The following is a 19,394-nucleotide window of genomic DNA, read 5'->3' as shown; positions in this document are numbered from 1 at the left end:
CTTTTACATAAAATTATGGACCTATACTCATGCGATTGATGAAGCATTCTTTATTATTTATTGCCTTAATGAGCACTACCTCTCTCTATGCCAACATTCCAATTGAGTCTCGTGGTTTAAGCCAAAGCGGTGGTAGTACAACTAACACTTCTTCTAATAATGATTCAGTACCTAGTAATTTAAACTGGGAATTAATGCAGAAAAACCAACAATTAGAGAATGATGTACGCACCTTACGTGGGCAATTAGAAGAGCAATCTAACGATATTGAACAATTGAAAAAAGATTTATCTAATCGCTATACCGATTTAGATCAGCGCTTAGAACTACTTAATCAGAAGGTTGATCCAGAAAGTGCATCATCAGATAATCCTGCAAATAGTGATACTCCAGCTACCGCAAGCACAGAAGCCTCTACAGCAGATAACAAAGTAGTGAATGCTGCTCCAATAAGCACCTCTTCCACTACTCCACCACCACAACCAGAAGCACCTCAGCAGCCGCCCTCACAAAACCAATCAAACCCTGTAGAGCTTGAAAAGGCAGCTTACACTGTAGCTTTAGATGCCTATAAGCAAGGTGGAGCCAAAAAAGCGATTGCTCCAATGCAAAACTTTATCAAAAACCACCCGAATAGTGTTTATACGGGAAATGCTTATTTTTGGTTAGCTGAATTCAATTTAGCAACTGATCCAGTAAACTACAATGAGGCGAAAAAGAACTATAATGTAGTAGCAACTCGATATCCAAATTCGAGTAAAGCTCCTCGTGCTCTTTATCAACTCTATAGTATTGCTAAAGATGTCGATAAAAATGCAGCTTCAGCAAATCAATATAAAACTAAAATTTTAAGTCAGTATCCAAAATCTGAAGAAGCCAAATTTTTTAATAAGTAATAATTTTAAGCAAAAAAAAGACACTGCAATATGCAGTGTCTTTTTTTAATAAATTTTATTAGCGAACAATACCACGCTCTGATTTTTCAACAGAGTCAATTAATAACTGAGCTTCTGGAACATTCGGAAGAATATCGCTTTTAATCTGTGCAACAGCTTGAACAGAAGTAAGCCCTGATTTAAAAATTAACTTATAAGCCTCTCTGAGGCCTTGAATTGTATTTTTAGACCAACCCTTTCTACGCATTCCTTCGATATTAATACCAAACGCATGGGCTGGGTTACCAGAAGCCATAACGTAAGCAGGTACATCCTTTAAAATTAATGATGCCCCACCCACCATACTGTAAGAATCGATTTTACAGAATTGATGAATACCAGAATTACCGCCAATAATGGTGTGATCGCCTATGTGTACATGTCCAGCAACACCAACATTATTCGCAAAAATATTATGGTCACCAACGATACAGTCATGTGCAATATGAGTATTAACCATCAATAGGTTATGACTTCCTATTTTAGTTAAAGCATTATCCTGCACAGTTCCTCTATGTAAACTGCAATGTTCACGAATTAAATTATGATCACCAATCTCTAACCAAGTTTCTTCACCTTGATATTTCAAGTCTTGGCAAACTTCACCAACACTTGCGAACTGGAAAATCTCATTATTTTGACCAATTTTGGTAAAACCACCCACCACTACATGTGAATGTAGCTTAGTACCTGCACCAATAGTCACATTTGGACCGATAACGCAATAAGGTCCTATCTGGACATCTGGAGCAATCACTGCAGATGGATCAATAATGGCCGTAGAATGAATTAAGTCGTGATTGCTCATGCCTGCTCTGTTTTTTGGTGTGAAATCATAATTTCAGCGGTTGTTGCTACAATACCATCCACGGTAGCCGTACAATTATATTTGTAGATACCGCGTTTTTGCATTACTAATTCAGATTTTAATACAAGTTGGTCACCAGCAACTACTTGTTTTTTAAATCTAACTCTTTCAGCACCAGCAAAGAGAAATAAAGAACCTGGTTTTGGCGTTTCGTTGTTCATAATAAACCCTAGAACACCTGAAACTTGGGCTAATGCTTCTACAATTAGAACACCAGGCATAATTGGATATTCTGGGAAATGTCCCTGTAGGAACTCTTCATTGATAGAAACATTTTTATAACCAACAATGCTATTGTCAGTAACTTCAGTCACACGATCAACCAATAAGAATGGGTAACGATGCGGCAAATATTGACGAATCGTTTGAATCTGCATTGGTAATTCAGGGATGGCAAATTTAGGTGTAGTTGACTCGGTCATAATATTCTATTTACGCAAATTAAAGGTTGATTCAAGAGACTCTATTTGAGCTTGTATATGATCAAGTCGTTTAGTGATTTGGGTCAATGGCACATCTGCTAATTGTCGTAAGCGTACAATTGTCTTTTTCCAATGACTATTTTCAAACAATCCAATTCCTGAAGAGTAAGTACCAGCTTCAGAAATATTTTTTGTGACCATTGACATTCCAGTCAAAGTCACATTATCAGTAATAGAAAGGTGCCCTGACACACCACAAGCCCCTGCTAGAATACAGTTTTTGCCAATTTTAACACTACCAGCAATTCCACACTTAGCAGCGATAGCCGTATTTGAACCAATATGAACGTTATGCGCGATTTGCACAAGGTTATCAATAATTACCCCATCTTCCAAAATTGTGTTGTCTAGTGCACCTCGATCAATACTACAATTTGAACCAATGCGAACATCATTACCCACAATAACTGAACCCAATTGAGCAATGCGATGCCACTTTCCTTGATATGGTGCAAAGCCAAAGCCCTCACTACCAATTACAGTACTTGCATGAACTCGCACACGATCAAATAATTTAGATCCACCAGTAATAGTGACATGGGCATCAATAAAACAATCTTTTCCGATTTCCACATTATCGTCCAGTCGAGTGTGAGACTGAATAATCGTGTTATCGCCGACCACACAATTTTCGCCAATTACGACATAGTGACCAATATATGCTGTTTCAGAAACGATCGCAGAAGGATGAATTTGAGCCGTACTTTCTATACCTACTGATGTAATTTTTTTATCAAAAACATGCGTAAGTATGGCAAAAGCTAAATAAGGATTATCAACAATAATAAAATTTTGTTTGTCAGTAAGCTGTTCTTTGATAAGGCTTGTAACAATGTACGCACCTGCACGGCTAGTCTTTGCTTGATCAATATACTTTTCGCCATTCACGAAAGCAATCTGATGAGTTTCCGCATTTTCTAAACTTGCTAAGTTTAGAAATTGAAGACTACCCGTACCTACTAACTCACCATTTACTAGGTGAGCTAGTTCATCTAAACGATATTGTTGCACTTTCATTAATTTATTTCATTGAATTAACCTTTTGTATCATTTTATCAGTTAAATCATACTTAGCGTCATAGGCAACAGTTGAATTTTTATTCAAAATGAAGTCAAGATTATTTTCTTTTCGTAATTGTTCAGCTGCTTGCTTCACACGAGTCTCAAAAGTTGAGTTCATTCCTTGCAAACTAGTTTGAACTTTAGACTGCAAACCTTGTTGAGTAGAATTAAATTCATTGAGTTTTGTTTGATATTGCGCTTGGAGCTTTTTAATATCATCTTCTTTCATTTTTTGCCCTTGAGTTTGGGCTTGACGTTGAAGACCTTCCAATTCTTTACCTAACTGCTCAAGACGAGTTGTGGTTGGTTTAACTGATTGATTTAAACTTGCGTTTTGTTGTTTCAAATAAACACTGCTTTCAACAACTTTAGCAAGATCAATAACACCATAACCTGCTGCATTAGTCATAGCAGAAACTGTCAGACCTAGTCCTAACATCAATATATTTAATTTTTTCATTTAAATTTGTGTCCTTATTTCGTGTTTAGTCAAGTCGTACTTAGAAAGTACGACCGATTTCAAACTGGATCTCTTTAGTTTCATCACCAGGCTTATCATTTAGTGGGAATGCATAGCTAAGAGATAATGGTCCGATCATGGTAATCCATGTAAAACCAACACCTACGCTATAACGCATATTACCTAAGTCGAAGCCATAGTTATCTTCACAGTATTTTTTAGCGTTTTCTATTTTCTGCCCATTCATAAGCATAGAATAAGAACCAACATCACACTTAGTATCGAATACCTGACCACCTTCAGCAAAAATAACTGGTCTCACTTGGCGAGTCCAATCACCTTTGAAAGGTAATGGTAAAGCTAGCTCAGTACCAAATTGTACAAGAGCGTTACCACCCACTTCTTCCGGAGAAGAGTCATCTTTTTGCTCTTCTTGTAAATTTACACTTGAATATTTCGGACCCAAGGTACTGTTATCATAACCACGGACAGAGCCATAACCGCCGGCATAGAAGTTTTTATAGAATGGTAAATCATTACCATAGCCCAACTTACCATAGCCACGAAGTACAAAGCCTGTAGTACCAATAGGAAAGAATGCCTGAGCATCATAAGTTGCTTTTTGGTATTCAACATCACTACCTGGTAAACCAATTTCCAGACCTACACGATGAGACATACCTGAGGTTGGGAAAATTGGGCGGTTTAATGTGTTATATGACCAACCTAAGTTTAAGTTATAGGTAAAGAACTCACCTTCAAATGCATTTTCATAAGTTTTTAGGTCCTTCTCATCACATGGAGCAGTACCGGTAATAACACCATTTTCATCTTTTATAGGAACTTGTTTATCAATTGGGCAATAGGTCTCTGTACCTGTTGCTTTACCACCATTTGCCTTCAAGTAGTCACGGACATAAGTAGAAACAAAGGCACCTGTGGTTACTTTAGTATTATCAATACCAACTGAAGCACTTAAACTTTGATTTTCATCAATTGGATAACCAAAACTTAAACTACCACCAAAACTATCAGTAACGTAATTATTAACGTTATAGTCGTCATTTAGTTTTGTCTTACGATAGTAAACGTTATAACCTCGGCTTACCCCATCAATTGTGAAGTAAGGATCAGTAACGCTTAAGTTATAGTAATCTTGAGTTTCAGAACGAGATAAATCGATCGCAACACGATTACCCGTTCCCATAAAGTTAGTTTGACTCAAACCTGCTTGGAATGTAATACCACCACTTTGTGAGTAACCTACCGCTAATGTGGTAGTCCCCGAGTGTTGTTCTTCAACGTTTACGTTTAAATCCACCTGATCTGGTGAGTTTGGAATACGAGCTGGTTTAATATCAACAGTTTTGAAGAATCCTGTACGCTCTAAACGAACCTTAGACAAATCAATTTTTTCATTACTCGCTAAAGCGCCTTCCATTTGACGCATTTCACGACGTAATACTTCATCGGCAGTTTTACTGTTACCAGTAAAATTAATACGACGTACAGTAACTTGCTGACCTGGATTTACATAGTAATTTAAGTCAACAACACCTGTATCGTTATTAATTTGTGGAACAATATTTACATCTGCAAAGTAATAACCAGCATTACCATATTTACGCAATAACAATTGCTTAACAGCATTTACTTTTTCTTGAGAATAAGTATCGCCATCTTTATAGATTTTTAAAGCTTGTAACTCTTCAGGTTTATAAAGTGCATCACCTAAAAACTTGGTTTGTCCAAATTTAAATTGACTGCCTTCCTCTACGGCAACTTCAATAAAGATGTTCTTCTTATCTTCACTAATATTAAGCTGTGAGTTATTGATATGAAAATTGATATAACCCTTATTCAGATACATCGCACGCAAAGCTTCAAGGCTCGCTGCCATTTTCTCTCTAGCATAACGGTCATTACGAGTTACGATTGAAGCCCAACCGCTTTCTTTAACTGCAAAGGCTTGTTTAATTTCACTGTCTTTAAAAACAGTATTACCAATAATATTGATATTAAAAACTTTAGCGGCTGTACCTTCATTAAAGTTTAATTTAAGTTCAACACGGTTATTTGGACGAGCTATTGTATCAACAGATACATCAGCATCATAACGGCCTTGCTGAGTATATTGCTGCTCTAATTCAGTTTCAATTGTTTGTAAAGCTGACTTCTTAAAAACCTCGCCTTCAGCAATACCCATTTTTTTAAGGCCTTGCTCTAAAGCCTCTTTAGGAATAAGTTTGTTACCCTTAAATTCAAGTTTTGAAATAATTGGTCGTTCAACGACATTAAAAACTAAAGTATCGTTATCTCTTGATGCTTTAATATCGTCAAAAAGTCCAGTGGCATACAATATTCGAATTGCTTCTGCGATCATCGGTTCATTAACGCGATCGCCACTGTTGATTGGCAACATGGTAGAAACATTTGCAGGAGTAAGACGGACTAAGCCATCTACGCGAATATCTCGAACAACGAAATCATCAGCTGCATATGCTTGTTGTACCGCTGCCATAGCGCTAACAAGTGCCAAAGGCATTAAAAAATGTGTGTGCCGCATGCCAGTTTTTTCCAGTAAGTTATAAATCCATATACGTTTACAAACGCATAAAATCGTTAAATAAAGCCAAAAGCATCATACTACCGAGCAGTACCATACCAATTTTTAGACCAAACATTTGTATTTGTTCAGAAACAGGCTTCCCACGAATAGCTTCAATAATGTAATAAACCAGATGTCCACCATCTAGCATTGGAATTGGTAATAAATTTAAAATTCCAAGACTTACACTCATTAAAGCCATAAATGAGATAAAAGTCTGCCATCCCATTTCTGCACTTTGTCCCGCTACTTTTGCGATTGTAATTGGGCCAGAAAGATTTTCTAAACCAATTAAACCTTTAACCATTTTTACTATTGAACTCAATATCATGCTAGAGATTTGACCAGTTTTATCTAGTGACATCTCGAAAGCTTGTATTGGAGTATATTGAATTGTTTGCTTATATTCGTCAGGAATTGTAATTTTTCCCGCATCACTTTTCACGCCCAAGACACCACTCACTTGCCCCATGTTATCTTTTTTTCCTTGAGGCATGACTTGCAAATGGACTAATTGACTATTACGCAACACATCAATATTAAGTAATTTTTCTGGAGAATGTTGTACGACCTCGACAACATCAAACCAGTCTTTCATGGCTTGACCGTTAATTGAAACAATACGATCACCTACTTTCATTCCTTGACGAATTGCAGCTCCATCTTGAGTCAACTCAGTAACAACAGCTGGAATAACAGGACGGTATGGTAAAAAACCTAACACATCTAAAGCTGATTCATTTTGATTTTTTAAGAAATCTTTAATCGGTAAAACAATATTTTTTTCAGTACCTGCACGATCTATATCAACATTTACACTACCAGTCTCACCTACACGGTCAATCAAAGCAAAGTTAAGCTTTTCCCAAGTTTGTGTTTCTTCCCCATCAACAGCAATAATCTTGTCACCGACTTGCATTTGTGCGGTTGCTGCTGGTGAGTTCGGTATGACTTTACCAACTCTAGTGTTCAGTTGTTCTTGTGCGGGTAAGAATAAGATCCAGAAAAGCAAGACAGCAAAAATCAGGTTAATTAAAGGACCAGCTGCAACAATTGCTATACGTTTCCATGGTTTTTGGCGGTTAAATGCATAAGGTAAATCCTGTTCTGCAACATTACCTTCACGCTCATCGAGCATTTTTACATAGCCGCCTAATGGTAAAGCTGAAAGTTGATATTTGATGCCAGATTTTTTTGATGTCCACTTGAGTAATGTAGGTCCAAAACCAATGGAATACACTAAAACTTTAACACCTAGTCTTCGTGCCACCCAATAATGACCGAACTCATGGATTGCAATTAAAGGACCAAGTAAAAGAGCCGCTGCTGCAATCATAAATAATGCACTCATTTCAGCCTCCTATACTTGATATATATTGCTGCGCTACATGTCGTGCTATTTCATCTTTAGCTAAAATGCACTCAATATTTTCAGCAACTGAATTTTCCAATTTTTGCAAAGTATGCTCTACCACTTGTGGGATATTTGTAAATCCAATTTGTTCCTTTAAAAATGCATCAACAGCAACTTCATTTGCAGCATTTAAAATAGTAGGTGCCAAACCTCCCGCACGCATTGCTTGACGAGCCAAATCAAGTGCCGGGAATTTTTGAATATCTGGTGCTTGAAAATTAAGCTGAGAATATTCAAATAAATTTAAAGCAGGAACACTCGTCTGTAAACGCTCAGGCCATGCTAAAGCGTGTGCAATTGGCGTACACATATCTGGATTACCCATTTGTGCCAATGTTGAACCATCCACATATTGCACCATAGAATGAATGATACTTTGTGGGTGGACAACAACTGTAACAAAATGTTCAGATATTGAAAACAAATGGCATGCTTCAATTAACTCTAATCCTTTGTTCATCAAAGTAGCCGAGTCAACTGAAATTTTTTGCCCCATAGACCAATTGGGATGTTTACAGGCTTGCTGAGGTGTAACTTCTTTTAATTGCTCTAAGGAATGGTTTAAAAAAGGTCCGCCAGAGGCTGTTAATAAAATTCTAGATACGCCCTGCTGTGGTTGCCCATTTCTTTCGGCTTCTAAATAATTATGAGGTAATGACTGAAAAATAGCATTGTGTTCAGAGTCTACCGGCAATAACAATGCCTGATGATCACGTGCTGCTTGCATCATGATTTCACCAGACATAACCAAAGCTTCTTTATTCGCTAATAAAACGCGTTTACCAGCTTTCACAGCAGCCAGAGTGGGCAACAAACCTGCAGCGCCAACAATTGCAGCCATAACAACATCAACATCTGGATGCGAGGCAATAGTTACCAGACCTTGCTGATCAACCAAAATTTCAATATTTTGTAATTTATTATATGCAAGTAGAGTTGTTAATTCGGCAACTTTTTGCTCAGGAACAACCACAACTTTTGGTTGGAACTGTTTACAAATTTCAACTAACTCAGAAATTCGGCTATGAGCTGAAACTGCAAACACTGAATACTTATCAGGATGTTGTTTTAAAATTTTTAAGGTACTTTGACCAATGGAACCGGTTACACCTAATATGCAAACAGATTGTGTCATCTATAAATCTACACCAATAAGTTTTAATATATACATTCCCGTTGCAAAAATCGGGGCTGCAGCAAGTAAAGAATCAATACGATCTAACACACCACCATGACCAGGTAGAACACGTCCAGAATCTTTAATACCTGCACGACGTTTAATCATTGATTCAAATAAGTCACCCAAAACTGAACCAAATACTGTAATTAATGACAATATGAGAAACAGAATTTGCTGAATTAAAGTTAAATTTAGATAATGATATTGCACAACTACCATTATTATTACAGTCGTAATAATACCACCGTACAAACCTTCTACTGATTTATTAGGGCTTACAGTTGGAGCTAGCTTTCTTTTTCCAAATTTGCGACCAACAAAGTAAGCACCACTATCTGCGCCCCATACGAGCAAGAACAGATACATTAACCACCATGGTGAACTTTGCCATACTACAAAAATTGAAGTTACCGCAGCGCAGACTAAAATTATGCCAATCACATACAAGGTCGCATTATACCAGCCATCAAATTCAGGAAATGACTTAACCCAATATACACTGACAATCCAAGTCAAAATTGAAGCAGACCACAAAAGTAATGCTATATCGTGGAAAAATAAGGCAACACCTGAAACAAATGCAACAAGCAGACCGTAGCACCAAGCTTTGGGTTTTACAGCATTTGAAGTTTCGCGAGGCATTAATTTATACCACTCATACCCCGCAACCCCTGCTGCAACAATCATAAGAACCAACATTGGATAATGTGATTGCGTAGCAAACATACAGCCTAAAACAACTGCAACAAGTACCAATGCGGTAACAATCCGCTCTAACATTATAAATTCTCTATTTTCTCTTGCTGAATTTGTTCAGATGTTTTACCAAAACGACGTTCACGCCCTGAAAAAACATTCAATGCATGATCGAACTCTTGTACTGTAAATTCTGGCCATAAAGCTTCAGTAAAATACAGTTCCGCATAAGCTGCTTGCCATAACAAGAAATTAGATATGCGATAATCTCCGCCTGTGCGGATTAACAAGTCCACAGCTGGCAGATCGTTTAGACTGACATATTTTTCGAACAAATCAACATTTATTTGATCAGCACCAAATTCACCACGGGAAACGGCCTTTGCAACCTGTTTTGCTGCATTAGCAATGTCCCACATTCCACCATAGCTTATTGCAATAGTGAGAGTCATAGTGTCATGGTGTGCTGTTTGTTGCTCTGCATCTTCCATTAAGGCAACTAAGTGTGAGGATAATCGGGACCGATCACCAATAAAACGCAAAGCAATATTAAATTTCTTCATGCGAGGTATTTGCTCATGAATACTTTCTTCCAGAAGTCTCATAAGCAGATCGACTTCATACTGCGGTCGATTCCAATTTTCACTTGAGAATGCAAAAACAGTTAGAGCACGAATACCAGTTTTTTTACAATGTTCAACGATAGGATCAAGAACATTTTTACCTTCCCGATGCCCATCACCTTTTTGCATTTGATTTTTTTTTGCAAAGCGGTTGTTGCCATCCATAATGATGGCAACATGCTTGGGAAGATGATACTCTTCAGAATCGGTCATAAAATTAGACCTTCATCAATTCTGCTTCTTTCGCTGCAAGACGCTTGTCAACTTCTGCAACATATTTGTCAGTGATTTTCTGAATATCATCACCTGCACGGCGCTCATCATCTTCAGAAATTTCTTTTTCTTTGAGCAATGATTTGATATCACCTAATACATCACGACGAATATTACGAATCGCAACTTTTGCATTTTCTGCTTCATTACGCGCAACTTTTTGCATATCACGACGAGTTTCTTCAGTTAATGCTGGTAAAGGTACACGAATTGCATCTGCGGTAATTGGGTTTAAACCAAGATCACTTTCACGGATTGCCTTATCAATAGCTGAAACCATTGTACGCTCAAATGGCTGAACAATAAGCGTACGAGAGTCTTCGATACCCACGTTTGCTACTTGATTTAATGGCACATCAGAACCGTAGTAAGGAACCATCACACCATTTAAGATTGATGGGTGTGCACGGCCAGTACGAACTTTAGCAAACCCGAGTTCCAAAGACTCTAGAGTTTTCAACATACGCTGTTCGCTGTCTTTTTTCAGATCGTTAATCATATGATCTACCTTACTTATTTATTCAAAGATATATTTAACAAATTTAATTTAGCGCTAGTATAAAGAGCTTTTGGTAACACGTACATTATTTAGTAACGCGCGTTCCTTCTTTTTCACCCATTACTACTGACAATAACGCACCTGATTTATTCATATCAAAAACTTGCAATGGCACATTATGGTCACGACACAAGCAAATAGCAGTCAAATCCATAACACCAAGTTTTTCATCTAATACCTGATCAAAAGTTAAATGATCGTATTTAACAGCATCTTCAAATTTACTTGGATCTTTATTATAAACGCCGTCTACCTTGGTCGCTTTTAAAATCAAATTCGCTTCGATTTCAATTCCGCGTAAACATGCTGCTGTATCCGTTGTGAAGAATGGATTTCCTGTACCCGCAACGAAAACACAAACCTCACCTTGACTCAAATGACGAATCGCATCACGACTTGAATAAGACTCTACCACTGTACCAATTGGCAATGCAGACATAAGACGAGTTCTGATGTTACGACGAACTAAAGCATCACGCATAGCTAAGCCATTCATTACAGTTGCAAGCATACCCATTTGATCGCCTGTTACACGGCCAACTAGACCATCTTTTTGCAACTGACTACCACGGTACAAATTACCGCCACCCACAACGATACCCACTTGCACACCCAAACCAACCAAGTGTGCAATTGAAAGTGACATATGATCTAAAACTTGGGCATCAATACCCATATCTTTATTACCTGATAATGCCTCACCAGATAATTTTAATAGAATACGTGAATAACGAGGGCTAATTGTTTCCGCCATGACTTTGCTCCAAAACCTCTTAAACTGAATGCTCTTTAAATATATTTCGATTAAACCGATTTAATTTTAATTAACTTTGCAAATAAATCGTATTCATCTGCATCGGTAATTTCGACTTCCAACATATCGCCTGGTTTAATAGTGTTCTTATCGATATCTTCTACAAACACATTACCGTCAATTTCCGGAGCATCGGCATAAGAACGTGCAACGGCAACAGGATATTCGTCTTCTAAACCATCGACTAATACAGTCATCGTTTGACCAATACGTTTTTGTAATTTGGCAGCAGATATTTGCTGCTGCACTTGCATAAAGCGCTCGTAACGCTCTTGCTTAATTTCTTCTGGCACATGATCGGGTAAATCATTTGCCGTAGCGCCTTCTACTGGTGAATAGGTAAAGCAGCCTACACGATCAAGTTGAGCTTCAACTAACCAATCCAATAAAATCTGGAAGTCTTCTTCAGTTTCGCCAGGAAAACCGACCACAAAAGTAGAACGGATCACAAGATCAGGGCATTTTTCACGCCATAACTTAATTTTTTCTAGTGTATTTTCACTATGTGCCGGACGCTTCATTAATTTAAGAACGCGTGGGCTTGCATGTTGGAAAGGAATATCAAGATATGGCAGGATTTTACCTTGAGCCATCAAATCGATAACCGCATCAACATGTGGATATGGGTATACATAGTGTAAACGCACCCAGATGCCCAATTGGCCTAGTGCTTCACACATGTCGAAGAATTTTGTCTTAACAGGCTGACCATTCCAGAAGTCTAGTTTGTACTTGGTGTCTACGCCATAAGCTGATGTATCTTGAGAAATAACCAAGATTTCTTTAACACCGGCTCTTTTAAGAGCAGCAGCTTCTTCTAATACACTACCAACTGGACGAGAAACCAAGTCACCACGCATACTTGGGATAATACAGAAGGTACAACGATGGTTACATCCTTCAGATATTTTTAAGTAGGCATAATGCTTTGGTGTTAAGCGAATTCCTTGTTCAGGAACCAAATCAATAAACGGATTATGTTTAGGTGGTGCTGGTACATATTCATGCACAGCTTCCATTACATCTTGATAAGCTGCTGCACCAGTAACCTTTAAAACGTTTGGATGCATTTGACGAATTTTATCTTCATCTTTACCTAAGCATCCAGTAACGATCACTCGACCATTTTCACTCATGGCCTCGCCAATTGCATCTAGCGACTCTTGTACCGCAGATTCAATAAAACCACAGGTATTAACAACGACTAAATCAGCACCATCATAATCTGATGCAACTTGATAACCTTCAGTCTTTAACTGAGTTAAAATTCGTTCAGAATCTACCAATGCCTTAGGACAACCTAAAGAAACAAAACCGACTTTGGGGGTCTTCATGAATCTGCGCTCCACTTGAATGCGCGTATTGTATGTCTTTTCTTGCCTCAAGCATAGGTGGAAAGCCTACTCTTTGTGTAATGCACCAAAATACAACCAACATTTGCACCAAAACTCACCTTTGCACCAATTTAGATCATGTTATTATCTAAACTTGAGCTATCCGTTTTGATCAAAAGATATAAAGAACGATTTCAGCGCGTTTTTAAGTACCTTAAAACTTTAAAATAACCCATAAACAAAGTTGGCGTATATTTTGCATCGTTCATGTTCTATAACGGTGAAAATCCGATAATCAATGAAGATGCCATTGCGCTATTTTAAGACAGGAACGATTCGCTAATGGATCAACACAACCCTATCGACTATCGCCTATTGGTAGACAACTTAACTACTGCGATTTTATTAATCGATAGTAACTTGAATATTTTTTATTTAAATTCTGCCTGCGAAGCACTATTTGATATTAGTTTGCTTCGTGCTTCAGGACAGCCTGTTTTAAACCTACTCCATGCCCCCGATGATACTTTTAATACGCATGAAGCTTTATTAAACACCATAAAAACTGGACAACATTATACGCGTCGAGAAGCTGTCATTAATGTTAACTTTAAAGACCTTCATGTGGATTACACAGTTTCTCAATTAAATGCAGGTAAAAGCTACCACCCATTATTGTTGATCGAGCTCAATCCAATCGACCGCATGTTAAAAATTTCAAAAGAAGAAAATCTAGTTCAACAACATCAAGTCGCTAGGCAGCTCGTGCGTGGCGTTGCACACGAAATTAAAAACCCACTTGCAGGTATTCGGGGAGCAACCCAATTACTCGCCCGTAGTTTAAATGATAAGACTTATGCTGAATTCACCGATGTCATCATTAATGAAGTAGATCGTTTAACTAATTTGGCTGACACCATGTTAGGTTCCAGACAACTACCAAGCTATGAAAATGTGAACGTACACGAGCCCTTAGAACGAGTACGCTCTCTTATTGCAAACCAGACAAAGAAGAAAATTAAAATTATACGTGACTATGATTTGTCTTTACCCGATGTTAATGCCGATCGCGATCAGTTAATACAGGTCATGCTCAACATTAGTGTAAATGCAATTCAAGCCATAACAGAGAACAAAACATTCTTTATCGATCAGGAACCAGAGCTAATTTTACGTACCCGCATTCAACGACTGGTCACAATTAATGGTGTGCTGAATCGATCTACCGTGCGGGTCGATATTGAGGACAATGGACCAGGTATACCTGAGAGTATCTTAGAGTCCGTATTTTACCCATTGGTTACTGGACGAGCAAAAGGTACTGGGCTTGGCCTGAGTATTGCACAGAATATTATGCATCAACATAACGGAATGATTGAATGCCAATCTGTTCCTGGAAAAACTATTTTTAGCTTATATTTACCTTGGGAGTCAGACCGTGTCGCGAAATAAAATATGGGTTATTGATGATGATCGCGCCATGCGATGGGTATTGGAAAAGACCTTTAAAGAAGAAGGTTTTGACGTTACCAATTTTGAAGAAGCTCAAACTGCGCTTGAACGTTTGCATCATGATGCTCCCGATGTCATCTTAACTGACATTAGAATGCCTGGAATTGATGGTTTAACTTTTTTATCTAAAGTCAAAAACTCTCATCCCGATTTACCTGTCATTATTATGACAGCACATTCTGACTTAGAATCTGCTGTTTCAAGCTATCAAACAGGTGCATTTGAATATTTACCAAAACCTTTTGATATTGATGAAGCTTTAGCCTTGGTCAATCGTGCAATCCTGCATATCAACAAGCTACAACAACAAGAAGCCACAAAAACAGCTTCGCCTCTTCAATCAACAGAAATTATTGGTGAATCTCCAGCAATGCAGGAGGTTTTCCGTGCTATTGGTCGTTTATCTCAGTCTCATATTACCGTTTTAATTAATGGTGAATCTGGCACAGGTAAAGAATTAGTCGCGCATGCCTTACACAAGCATTCTCCACGCCGCGCTAAGCCTTTTATTGCTTTAAATATGGCAGCTATTCCAAAAGACTTGATTGAAACCGAGTTATTTGGTCATGAAAAAGGCGCATTTACAGGTGCAACTACCCAACATCAGGGCCGCTTTGAACAAGCAAATGGTGGAACACTATTCCTTGATGAAATTGGCGATATGCCATTTGAAACACAGACTCGACTACTTCGCGTGCTTGCCGACGGTGAATTTTATCGTGTAGGTGGGCATATTCCAGTTAAAGTTGATGTTCGAATCGTTGCAGCAACGCATCAGGATTTAGAAAAACTGGTGAATGAAGGTCGCTTCCGTGAAGACTTATATCACCGCTTAAATGTAATTCGGATTCACATTCCTAAACTTGCTCATCGTAGTGAAGATATACCAATGCTAGCTCAGCATTTTCTTGCACGTGCTGGCAAAGAACTTGGAGTAAGTCCAAAGATCTTACGTACTGAAACAACTGACTATATGCAACAGTTGCCATGGCCCGGTAACGTTAGACAACTTGAGAACACGTGTCGCTGGTTAACCGTCATGATTACTGGACGTGAAGTTTATCCAGAAGATTTACCTTCTGAACTTAAACAAGTTCCTTTACAAAAGAATAGCGACTCTGGGCAACCTGCTCCTTCATTTGAACGTATTTCTTTACACCATTGGGATGAATTACTAAATCAATGGGCAATTCAAAAACTTAAGAATGGCGAAATGAAGATTTTAGATATCGCTACGCCAATGTTTGAACGCACCTTAATTAATGCAGCTTTACAACAAACGCGTGGCCGAAAACGTCACGCAGCAGAATTACTGGGTTGGGGTCGCAATACTTTGACTCGCAAGTTAAAAGAACTTGGAATGGAATCTGCTGACGATGATGAAGAAGATGAACATAAGGTTACTCAAACCGAAGCCTAAAAAGCTTATTCCTTAAATTAAAAGCGGCTAAGACATTCTTGGCCGCTTTATTTTTTTATTAAATTTAAAAATGAACATCAGGTTACATCATTAAATTTTCTAAAATCCACTCTAAGCTTATATTTTCTATTCATTTATTTTTTAAATTAGACAATTACTGTTCAGCAGATGATCTAAAAAAATAGTGATGACCATCCTTAAAGATAGTTTTGCTATACTAAACAAGCAAAGTTAACCGTTGTTATGAAATTTTATGCATGATTCAGTCCTTGAGTCACATCCTTCAGTATGTGAAAAACCCCAAACACGCAGAGGTATAGAACGTCGCTTAGCTCTATTGCTAAGTGCGACCGAGCTGTTTCTGGATAAAGGATATGATGCCGTTTCTCTTGATGACATTGTTAATCATGCTGGTGGTTCAAAAGCGTCTATCTATAAATATTTCGGTAATAAAGATGGCTTATTTACCGCAATTTGCGACTATCGCCGTGAAATGTTCTTTAAAGATATTTCTATGCCCTTTCAACCATCCCAAATATCTTTACGCAACTATTTAATTCAAACACTCATTCGCTTTTATAATCATATTATTCAACCCGAACATATCGCTTTTTTACGTTTGATTATTGAACAAACACAATGCAATGCAACTTTGAGCAAATATCTATACGAAAAATGCGCTCAAAATATACAAAACACAATTGCTCAGGCACTGCTAATTTCCCATCAGGCTAAAGAAATTCTTTGCACATCTCCCGATCATTCTTCGTTAATGTATTTTGGAATTTTACGTGATATAGAATGGCGTGTAATTATGGGGATGCCTTTACCAACTGATGAGAAAGAAGTAATTGATTATATTAACTATTGTGTTGATATTTTCTTAAGAGGCCATCATAAAGTCTAATTCTTTTGCATTTTAAAATGCTTATAGTATAGTAGACTTCTTTTTTTCCACATCCACCCAGCCAACAACAGATAATTGTTGTATTTCATAACAATTATTATGGAGTAGCTACATGGCTCTAAGACATTTCCTGACTTTACGTGATCTATCCACTCTAGAACTTAATCGCATTTTAGAACGCGCAAGCGAACTTAAAAAAATGCAGCATGACAATAAGGTATATCAACCTTTTGTTGGTAAAGTATTGGGAATGATTTTTGAGAAATCAAGCACGCGTACACGTATCTCTTTTGAAGCAGGCATTAACCAATTTGGTGGTAGCGCGATTTTCTTATCGCCTCGCGACACACAATTAGGCCGTGGCGAACCAATTGAAGACTCAGCACGTGTAATCTCAAGTATGCTTGATATTGTGATGATTCGTACTTTCGGTCATGACATTGTTGAACGTTTTGCATCTTATTCAAAAGTTCCTGTGATTAACGGTTTGACAGATGACCATCATCCTTGCCAGTTACTTGCAGATTTACAGACTTATATTGAACACCGCGGTAGCATTAAAGGTAAAACTGTTGCTTGGATTGGTGATGGCAACAACATGTGTAACTCATATATTGAAGCTGCACACATGATGGGCTTTAAACTCAAAATTGCATCGCCGAAAGGATATGAGCCTAAACCTGAATTTTTAGCAGAGTTTGGTCATTGTGTTGAAGTTTTTGACAATGCCGAAGATGCTGCTGTAAATGCGGATCTCATTGTGACAGATGTATGGGCAAGCATGGGACAAGAAGAAGAACAGAAGCTTCGTGAAAAAGCCTTTACTCCTTTTCAAGTCAATGAAAAATTAATGGGACTTGCTCATCCTGAATGTTTATTCATGCACTGTTTACCTGCTCATCGCGGCGAAGAAATTTCTGAAACCATGCTGGACCATAAAAATGCTGTGGTCTGGGATGAAGCGGAAAACCGTTTACATGCACAAAAAGCTTTGATGGAATTCTTATTAAATGAACATCTAAAATAAGCTTAATTTCTTTCTAAAAAACAGCACTTTTATCGTGCTGTTTTTTTATTTTTTTAAATGACTTCTTTTGTTTACTATAATTTTTTTTGTATTCTTGTTTAGGCTGATGAATATATAAGCTAGCTGTATTTTATCTCTCAGATATAATCGTGTATAACATTCAACACAATAAGCCAAACTTACTCTTGCCGAGTACGATCATGACCACTCTTGAACAATCATTAGCTCAAATCCCTACTTTTTCCGTTATTCATGAGCACTTATTTAGTTCGGCTCAACCGTCAATCGAACAACTAAAACTGATTAAAGAATATGGTTGCAGTATAGTCATTAACCTCGCTGTAAGTAATGCACCAAACCATATTGAAAATGAAGATCGTATTTGTTTAGACCTCGGTTTAAATTATATCCATATTCCAATTGACTGGGAGACTCCATCTGCCGAGCAATGTTTATTGGTACTCGATCTCATTGATCATTTGGTTCAGAATGAAATCGTCTGGATTCACTGCACTAAAAACGATAGTACTAGTTGCCTGATGTATGTCTATAGACAGTTTTATATGAATATGGACATGCCCACTTCTCAAGATTTACTCCACGAGATTTGGGAACCCAATGAAACTTGGACAGGGCTTATTCATAGTATTACCTTACAGCTACAAGGCCGTAAGGCAACTCTTGAGCTTCAACAGTCTTTGCAACAAGCCGATCACTTGGTGTGATGAGAGACTAGAACAGTTGCTGTAGCTAAAATACCTTCTTGACGACCGGTAAACCCAAGTTTTTCGGTTGTCGTTGCTTTAATACTGATTTGATTAATATCTACATTTAAAACATCAGCAATGCTTTGTCGCATTTCTAAATTATGCTTAGCTAATTTGGGACGCTCACAAGCCACTGTAATATCAGCATTATTTAACTGATAACCACGGTCTAAAATTAATTGGTAAACATGCTTTAACAATACTCGGCTGTCCGCACCCTTAAATTCTGGGTCTGTGTCAGGAAAATGTTGTCCAATATCTCCGAGTGCCAAAGTACCCAACAAAGCATCACATAGGGCATGGAGCACCACATCACCATCAGAGTGTGCTTTCAAGCCATGTGTATGGGGAATTTGAATACCAGCCAATGTAACGAAGTCCCCCGCTTCAAAAGCATGCACATCCATTCCTTGTCCAATGCGAATTTGAGCAACCATATAACTATTACCTTCC

19 protein-coding genes are annotated in these 19,394 nt (G+C 37.8%); 6 read left to right on the top strand and 13 right to left on the bottom strand.

Annotated elements, in window-relative coordinates; genetic code table 11:
• Positions 1 to 29: 29 nt before the first annotated feature.
• The gene (locus F935_RS04925) at positions 30 to 896 is read left to right on the top strand and encodes a YbgF trimerization domain-containing protein (RefSeq protein WP_016137891.1); all 867 of its coding nucleotides are present in this window, start codon (positions 30 to 32) and stop codon (positions 894 to 896) included.
• A gap of 58 nt (positions 897 to 954) precedes the next feature.
• Here F935_RS04925 and lpxA read toward each other — a convergent pair whose 3' ends face one another.
• The 12 genes from lpxA to rimO all read right to left on the bottom strand — a co-directional run bounded on the left by lpxA (position 955) and on the right by rimO (position 13,308).
• On the bottom strand, positions 955 to 1,743 hold the full coding sequence (lpxA, locus tag F935_RS04920) for an acyl-ACP--UDP-N-acetylglucosamine O-acyltransferase (RefSeq protein ID WP_016137890.1): 789 nt from the start codon (positions 1,741 to 1,743) through the stop codon (positions 955 to 957).
• Positions 1,740 to 2,225 carry a 3-hydroxyacyl-ACP dehydratase FabZ gene (gene fabZ, locus F935_RS04915; protein ID WP_003652176.1) on the bottom strand — a complete coding sequence of 162 codons (486 nt, stop codon included), beginning with the start codon at positions 2,223 to 2,225 and terminating at the stop codon, positions 1,740 to 1,742. Before fabZ ends, lpxA begins: the two co-directional genes overlap by 4 nt.
• Positions 2,226 to 2,231: 6 nt before the next feature.
• Entirely contained in the window at positions 2,232 to 3,302 is a 1,071-nt protein-coding gene (gene lpxD / locus F935_RS04910; protein ID WP_016137889.1) for a UDP-3-O-(3-hydroxymyristoyl)glucosamine N-acyltransferase, read from the bottom strand.
• A gap of 4 nt (positions 3,303 to 3,306) precedes the next feature.
• Complete coding sequence (locus F935_RS04905; protein WP_016137888.1) at positions 3,307 to 3,807, bottom strand: OmpH/Skp family outer membrane protein; 501 nt, start codon at positions 3,805 to 3,807, stop codon at positions 3,307 to 3,309.
• Positions 3,808 to 3,847: 40 nt separating this feature from the next.
• Positions 3,848 to 6,373 (bottom strand): outer membrane protein assembly factor BamA, encoded by a 2,526-nt coding sequence (gene bamA / locus F935_RS04900; protein WP_016137887.1) that lies wholly within the window; start codon positions 6,371 to 6,373, stop codon positions 3,848 to 3,850.
• 37 nt (positions 6,374 to 6,410) lie between these two features.
• Complete coding sequence (gene rseP / locus F935_RS04895) at positions 6,411 to 7,766, bottom strand: RIP metalloprotease RseP (RefSeq protein ID WP_016137886.1); 1,356 nt, start codon at positions 7,764 to 7,766, stop codon at positions 6,411 to 6,413.
• A gap of 1 nt (position 7,767) precedes the next feature.
• On the bottom strand, positions 7,768 to 8,964 hold the full coding sequence (ispC, locus tag F935_RS04890; RefSeq protein WP_016137885.1) for a 1-deoxy-D-xylulose-5-phosphate reductoisomerase: 1,197 nt from the start codon (positions 8,962 to 8,964) through the stop codon (positions 7,768 to 7,770).
• Positions 8,965 to 9,789 (bottom strand): phosphatidate cytidylyltransferase, encoded by an 825-nt coding sequence (locus F935_RS04885; RefSeq protein WP_016137884.1) that lies wholly within the window; start codon positions 9,787 to 9,789, stop codon positions 8,965 to 8,967.
• Positions 9,789 to 10,541 carry a polyprenyl diphosphate synthase gene (uppS, locus tag F935_RS04880; RefSeq protein WP_016137883.1) on the bottom strand — a complete coding sequence of 251 codons (753 nt, stop codon included), beginning with the start codon at positions 10,539 to 10,541 and terminating at the stop codon, positions 9,789 to 9,791. Before uppS ends, F935_RS04885 begins: the two co-directional genes overlap by 1 nt.
• Before the next feature lie 4 nt (positions 10,542 to 10,545).
• Entirely contained in the window at positions 10,546 to 11,100 is a 555-nt protein-coding gene (frr, locus tag F935_RS04875) for a ribosome recycling factor (protein ID WP_016137882.1), read from the bottom strand.
• Between the two features lie 85 nt (positions 11,101 to 11,185).
• Positions 11,186 to 11,914, bottom strand: coding sequence for a UMP kinase (gene pyrH, locus F935_RS04870; RefSeq protein WP_003652185.1), 729 nt, complete (start codon positions 11,912 to 11,914; stop codon positions 11,186 to 11,188).
• 50 nt (positions 11,915 to 11,964) lie between these two features.
• On the bottom strand, positions 11,965 to 13,308 hold the full coding sequence (rimO, locus tag F935_RS04865; RefSeq protein WP_016137881.1) for a 30S ribosomal protein S12 methylthiotransferase RimO: 1,344 nt from the start codon (positions 13,306 to 13,308) through the stop codon (positions 11,965 to 11,967).
• A 342-nt stretch (positions 13,309 to 13,650) separates the two neighbouring features.
• On the opposite strand from rimO, the gene glnL reads away from it, so the two are divergent.
• The 5 genes from glnL (at position 13,651) to F935_RS04840 (ending at position 18,899) form a co-directional block, all read left to right on the top strand.
• Positions 13,651 to 14,760, top strand: coding sequence for a nitrogen regulation protein NR(II) (gene glnL, locus F935_RS04860; RefSeq protein WP_016137880.1), 1,110 nt, complete (start codon positions 13,651 to 13,653; stop codon positions 14,758 to 14,760).
• Positions 14,747 to 16,240 carry a nitrogen regulation protein NR(I) gene (gene glnG / locus F935_RS04855; protein WP_016137879.1) on the top strand — a complete coding sequence of 498 codons (1,494 nt, stop codon included), beginning with the start codon at positions 14,747 to 14,749 and terminating at the stop codon, positions 16,238 to 16,240. Before glnL ends, glnG begins: the two co-directional genes overlap by 14 nt.
• 253 nt (positions 16,241 to 16,493) lie before the next feature.
• A complete protein-coding gene (locus F935_RS04850) occupies positions 16,494 to 17,147 on the top strand; it encodes a TetR/AcrR family transcriptional regulator (RefSeq protein ID WP_016137878.1) in 654 nt (217 codons plus the stop codon).
• Between the two features lie 112 nt (positions 17,148 to 17,259).
• On the top strand, positions 17,260 to 18,174 hold the full coding sequence (gene argF / locus F935_RS04845) for an ornithine carbamoyltransferase (protein WP_016137877.1): 915 nt from the start codon (positions 17,260 to 17,262) through the stop codon (positions 18,172 to 18,174).
• Positions 18,175 to 18,374: 200 nt separating this feature from the next.
• Positions 18,375 to 18,899 (top strand): protein tyrosine phosphatase family protein, encoded by a 525-nt coding sequence (locus F935_RS04840; protein WP_016137876.1) that lies wholly within the window; start codon positions 18,375 to 18,377, stop codon positions 18,897 to 18,899.
• On the opposite strand, the gene ispF is transcribed toward F935_RS04840, so the two are convergent.
• On the bottom strand, positions 18,887 to 19,378 hold the full coding sequence (ispF, locus tag F935_RS04835; RefSeq protein ID WP_016137875.1) for a 2-C-methyl-D-erythritol 2,4-cyclodiphosphate synthase: 492 nt from the start codon (positions 19,376 to 19,378) through the stop codon (positions 18,887 to 18,889). The genes F935_RS04840 and ispF overlap by 13 nt on opposite strands.
• Positions 19,379 to 19,394: the final 16 nt, after the last annotated feature.

The sequence above is a fragment of the Acinetobacter calcoaceticus ANC 3811 genome, from assembly GCF_000399665.1.
In the GTDB taxonomy this organism is placed as follows: domain Bacteria; phylum Pseudomonadota; class Gammaproteobacteria; order Pseudomonadales; family Moraxellaceae; genus Acinetobacter; species Acinetobacter calcoaceticus_B.
This window is presented reverse-complemented; position numbering and strand designations above follow the sequence as displayed.

Excerpts from the sequence above, each read along its gene's own strand:
- uppS (WP_016137883.1), bottom strand. The coding sequence starts at position 10,541 with ATGACCGATTCTGAAGAGTATCATCTTCCCAAGCATGTTGCCATCATT.
- F935_RS04840 (WP_016137876.1), top strand. The coding sequence starts at position 18,375 with ATGACCACTCTTGAACAATCATTAGCTCAAATCCCTACTTTTTCCGTT.
- lpxD (WP_016137889.1), bottom strand. The coding sequence starts at position 3,302 with ATGAAAGTGCAACAATATCGTTTAGATGAACTAGCTCACCTAGTAAAT.
- bamA (WP_016137887.1), bottom strand. The coding sequence starts at position 6,373 with ATGCGGCACACACATTTTTTAATGCCTTTGGCACTTGTTAGCGCTATG.
- F935_RS04905 (WP_016137888.1), bottom strand. The coding sequence starts at position 3,807 with ATGAAAAAATTAAATATATTGATGTTAGGACTAGGTCTGACAGTTTCT.
- ispF (WP_016137875.1), bottom strand. The coding sequence starts at position 19,378 with ATGGTTGCTCAAATTCGCATTGGACAAGGAATGGATGTGCATGCTTTT.
- pyrH (WP_003652185.1), bottom strand. The coding sequence starts at position 11,914 with ATGGCGGAAACAATTAGCCCTCGTTATTCACGTATTCTATTAAAATTA.
- frr (WP_016137882.1), bottom strand. The coding sequence starts at position 11,100 with ATGATTAACGATCTGAAAAAAGACAGCGAACAGCGTATGTTGAAAACT.
- rimO (WP_016137881.1), bottom strand. The coding sequence starts at position 13,308 with ATGAAGACCCCCAAAGTCGGTTTTGTTTCTTTAGGTTGTCCTAAGGCA.
- rseP (WP_016137886.1), bottom strand. The coding sequence starts at position 7,766 with ATGAGTGCATTATTTATGATTGCAGCAGCGGCTCTTTTACTTGGTCCT.
- glnL (WP_016137880.1), top strand. The coding sequence starts at position 13,651 with ATGGATCAACACAACCCTATCGACTATCGCCTATTGGTAGACAACTTA.
- F935_RS04885 (WP_016137884.1), bottom strand. The coding sequence starts at position 9,789 with ATGTTAGAGCGGATTGTTACCGCATTGGTACTTGTTGCAGTTGTTTTA.
- ispC (WP_016137885.1), bottom strand. The coding sequence starts at position 8,964 with ATGACACAATCTGTTTGCATATTAGGTGTAACCGGTTCCATTGGTCAA.
- fabZ (WP_003652176.1), bottom strand. The coding sequence starts at position 2,225 with ATGACCGAGTCAACTACACCTAAATTTGCCATCCCTGAATTACCAATG.
- F935_RS04925 (WP_016137891.1), top strand. The coding sequence starts at position 30 with ATGCGATTGATGAAGCATTCTTTATTATTTATTGCCTTAATGAGCACT.
- lpxA (WP_016137890.1), bottom strand. The coding sequence starts at position 1,743 with ATGAGCAATCACGACTTAATTCATTCTACGGCCATTATTGATCCATCT.
- argF (WP_016137877.1), top strand. The coding sequence starts at position 17,260 with ATGGCTCTAAGACATTTCCTGACTTTACGTGATCTATCCACTCTAGAA.
- F935_RS04850 (WP_016137878.1), top strand. The coding sequence starts at position 16,494 with ATGCATGATTCAGTCCTTGAGTCACATCCTTCAGTATGTGAAAAACCC.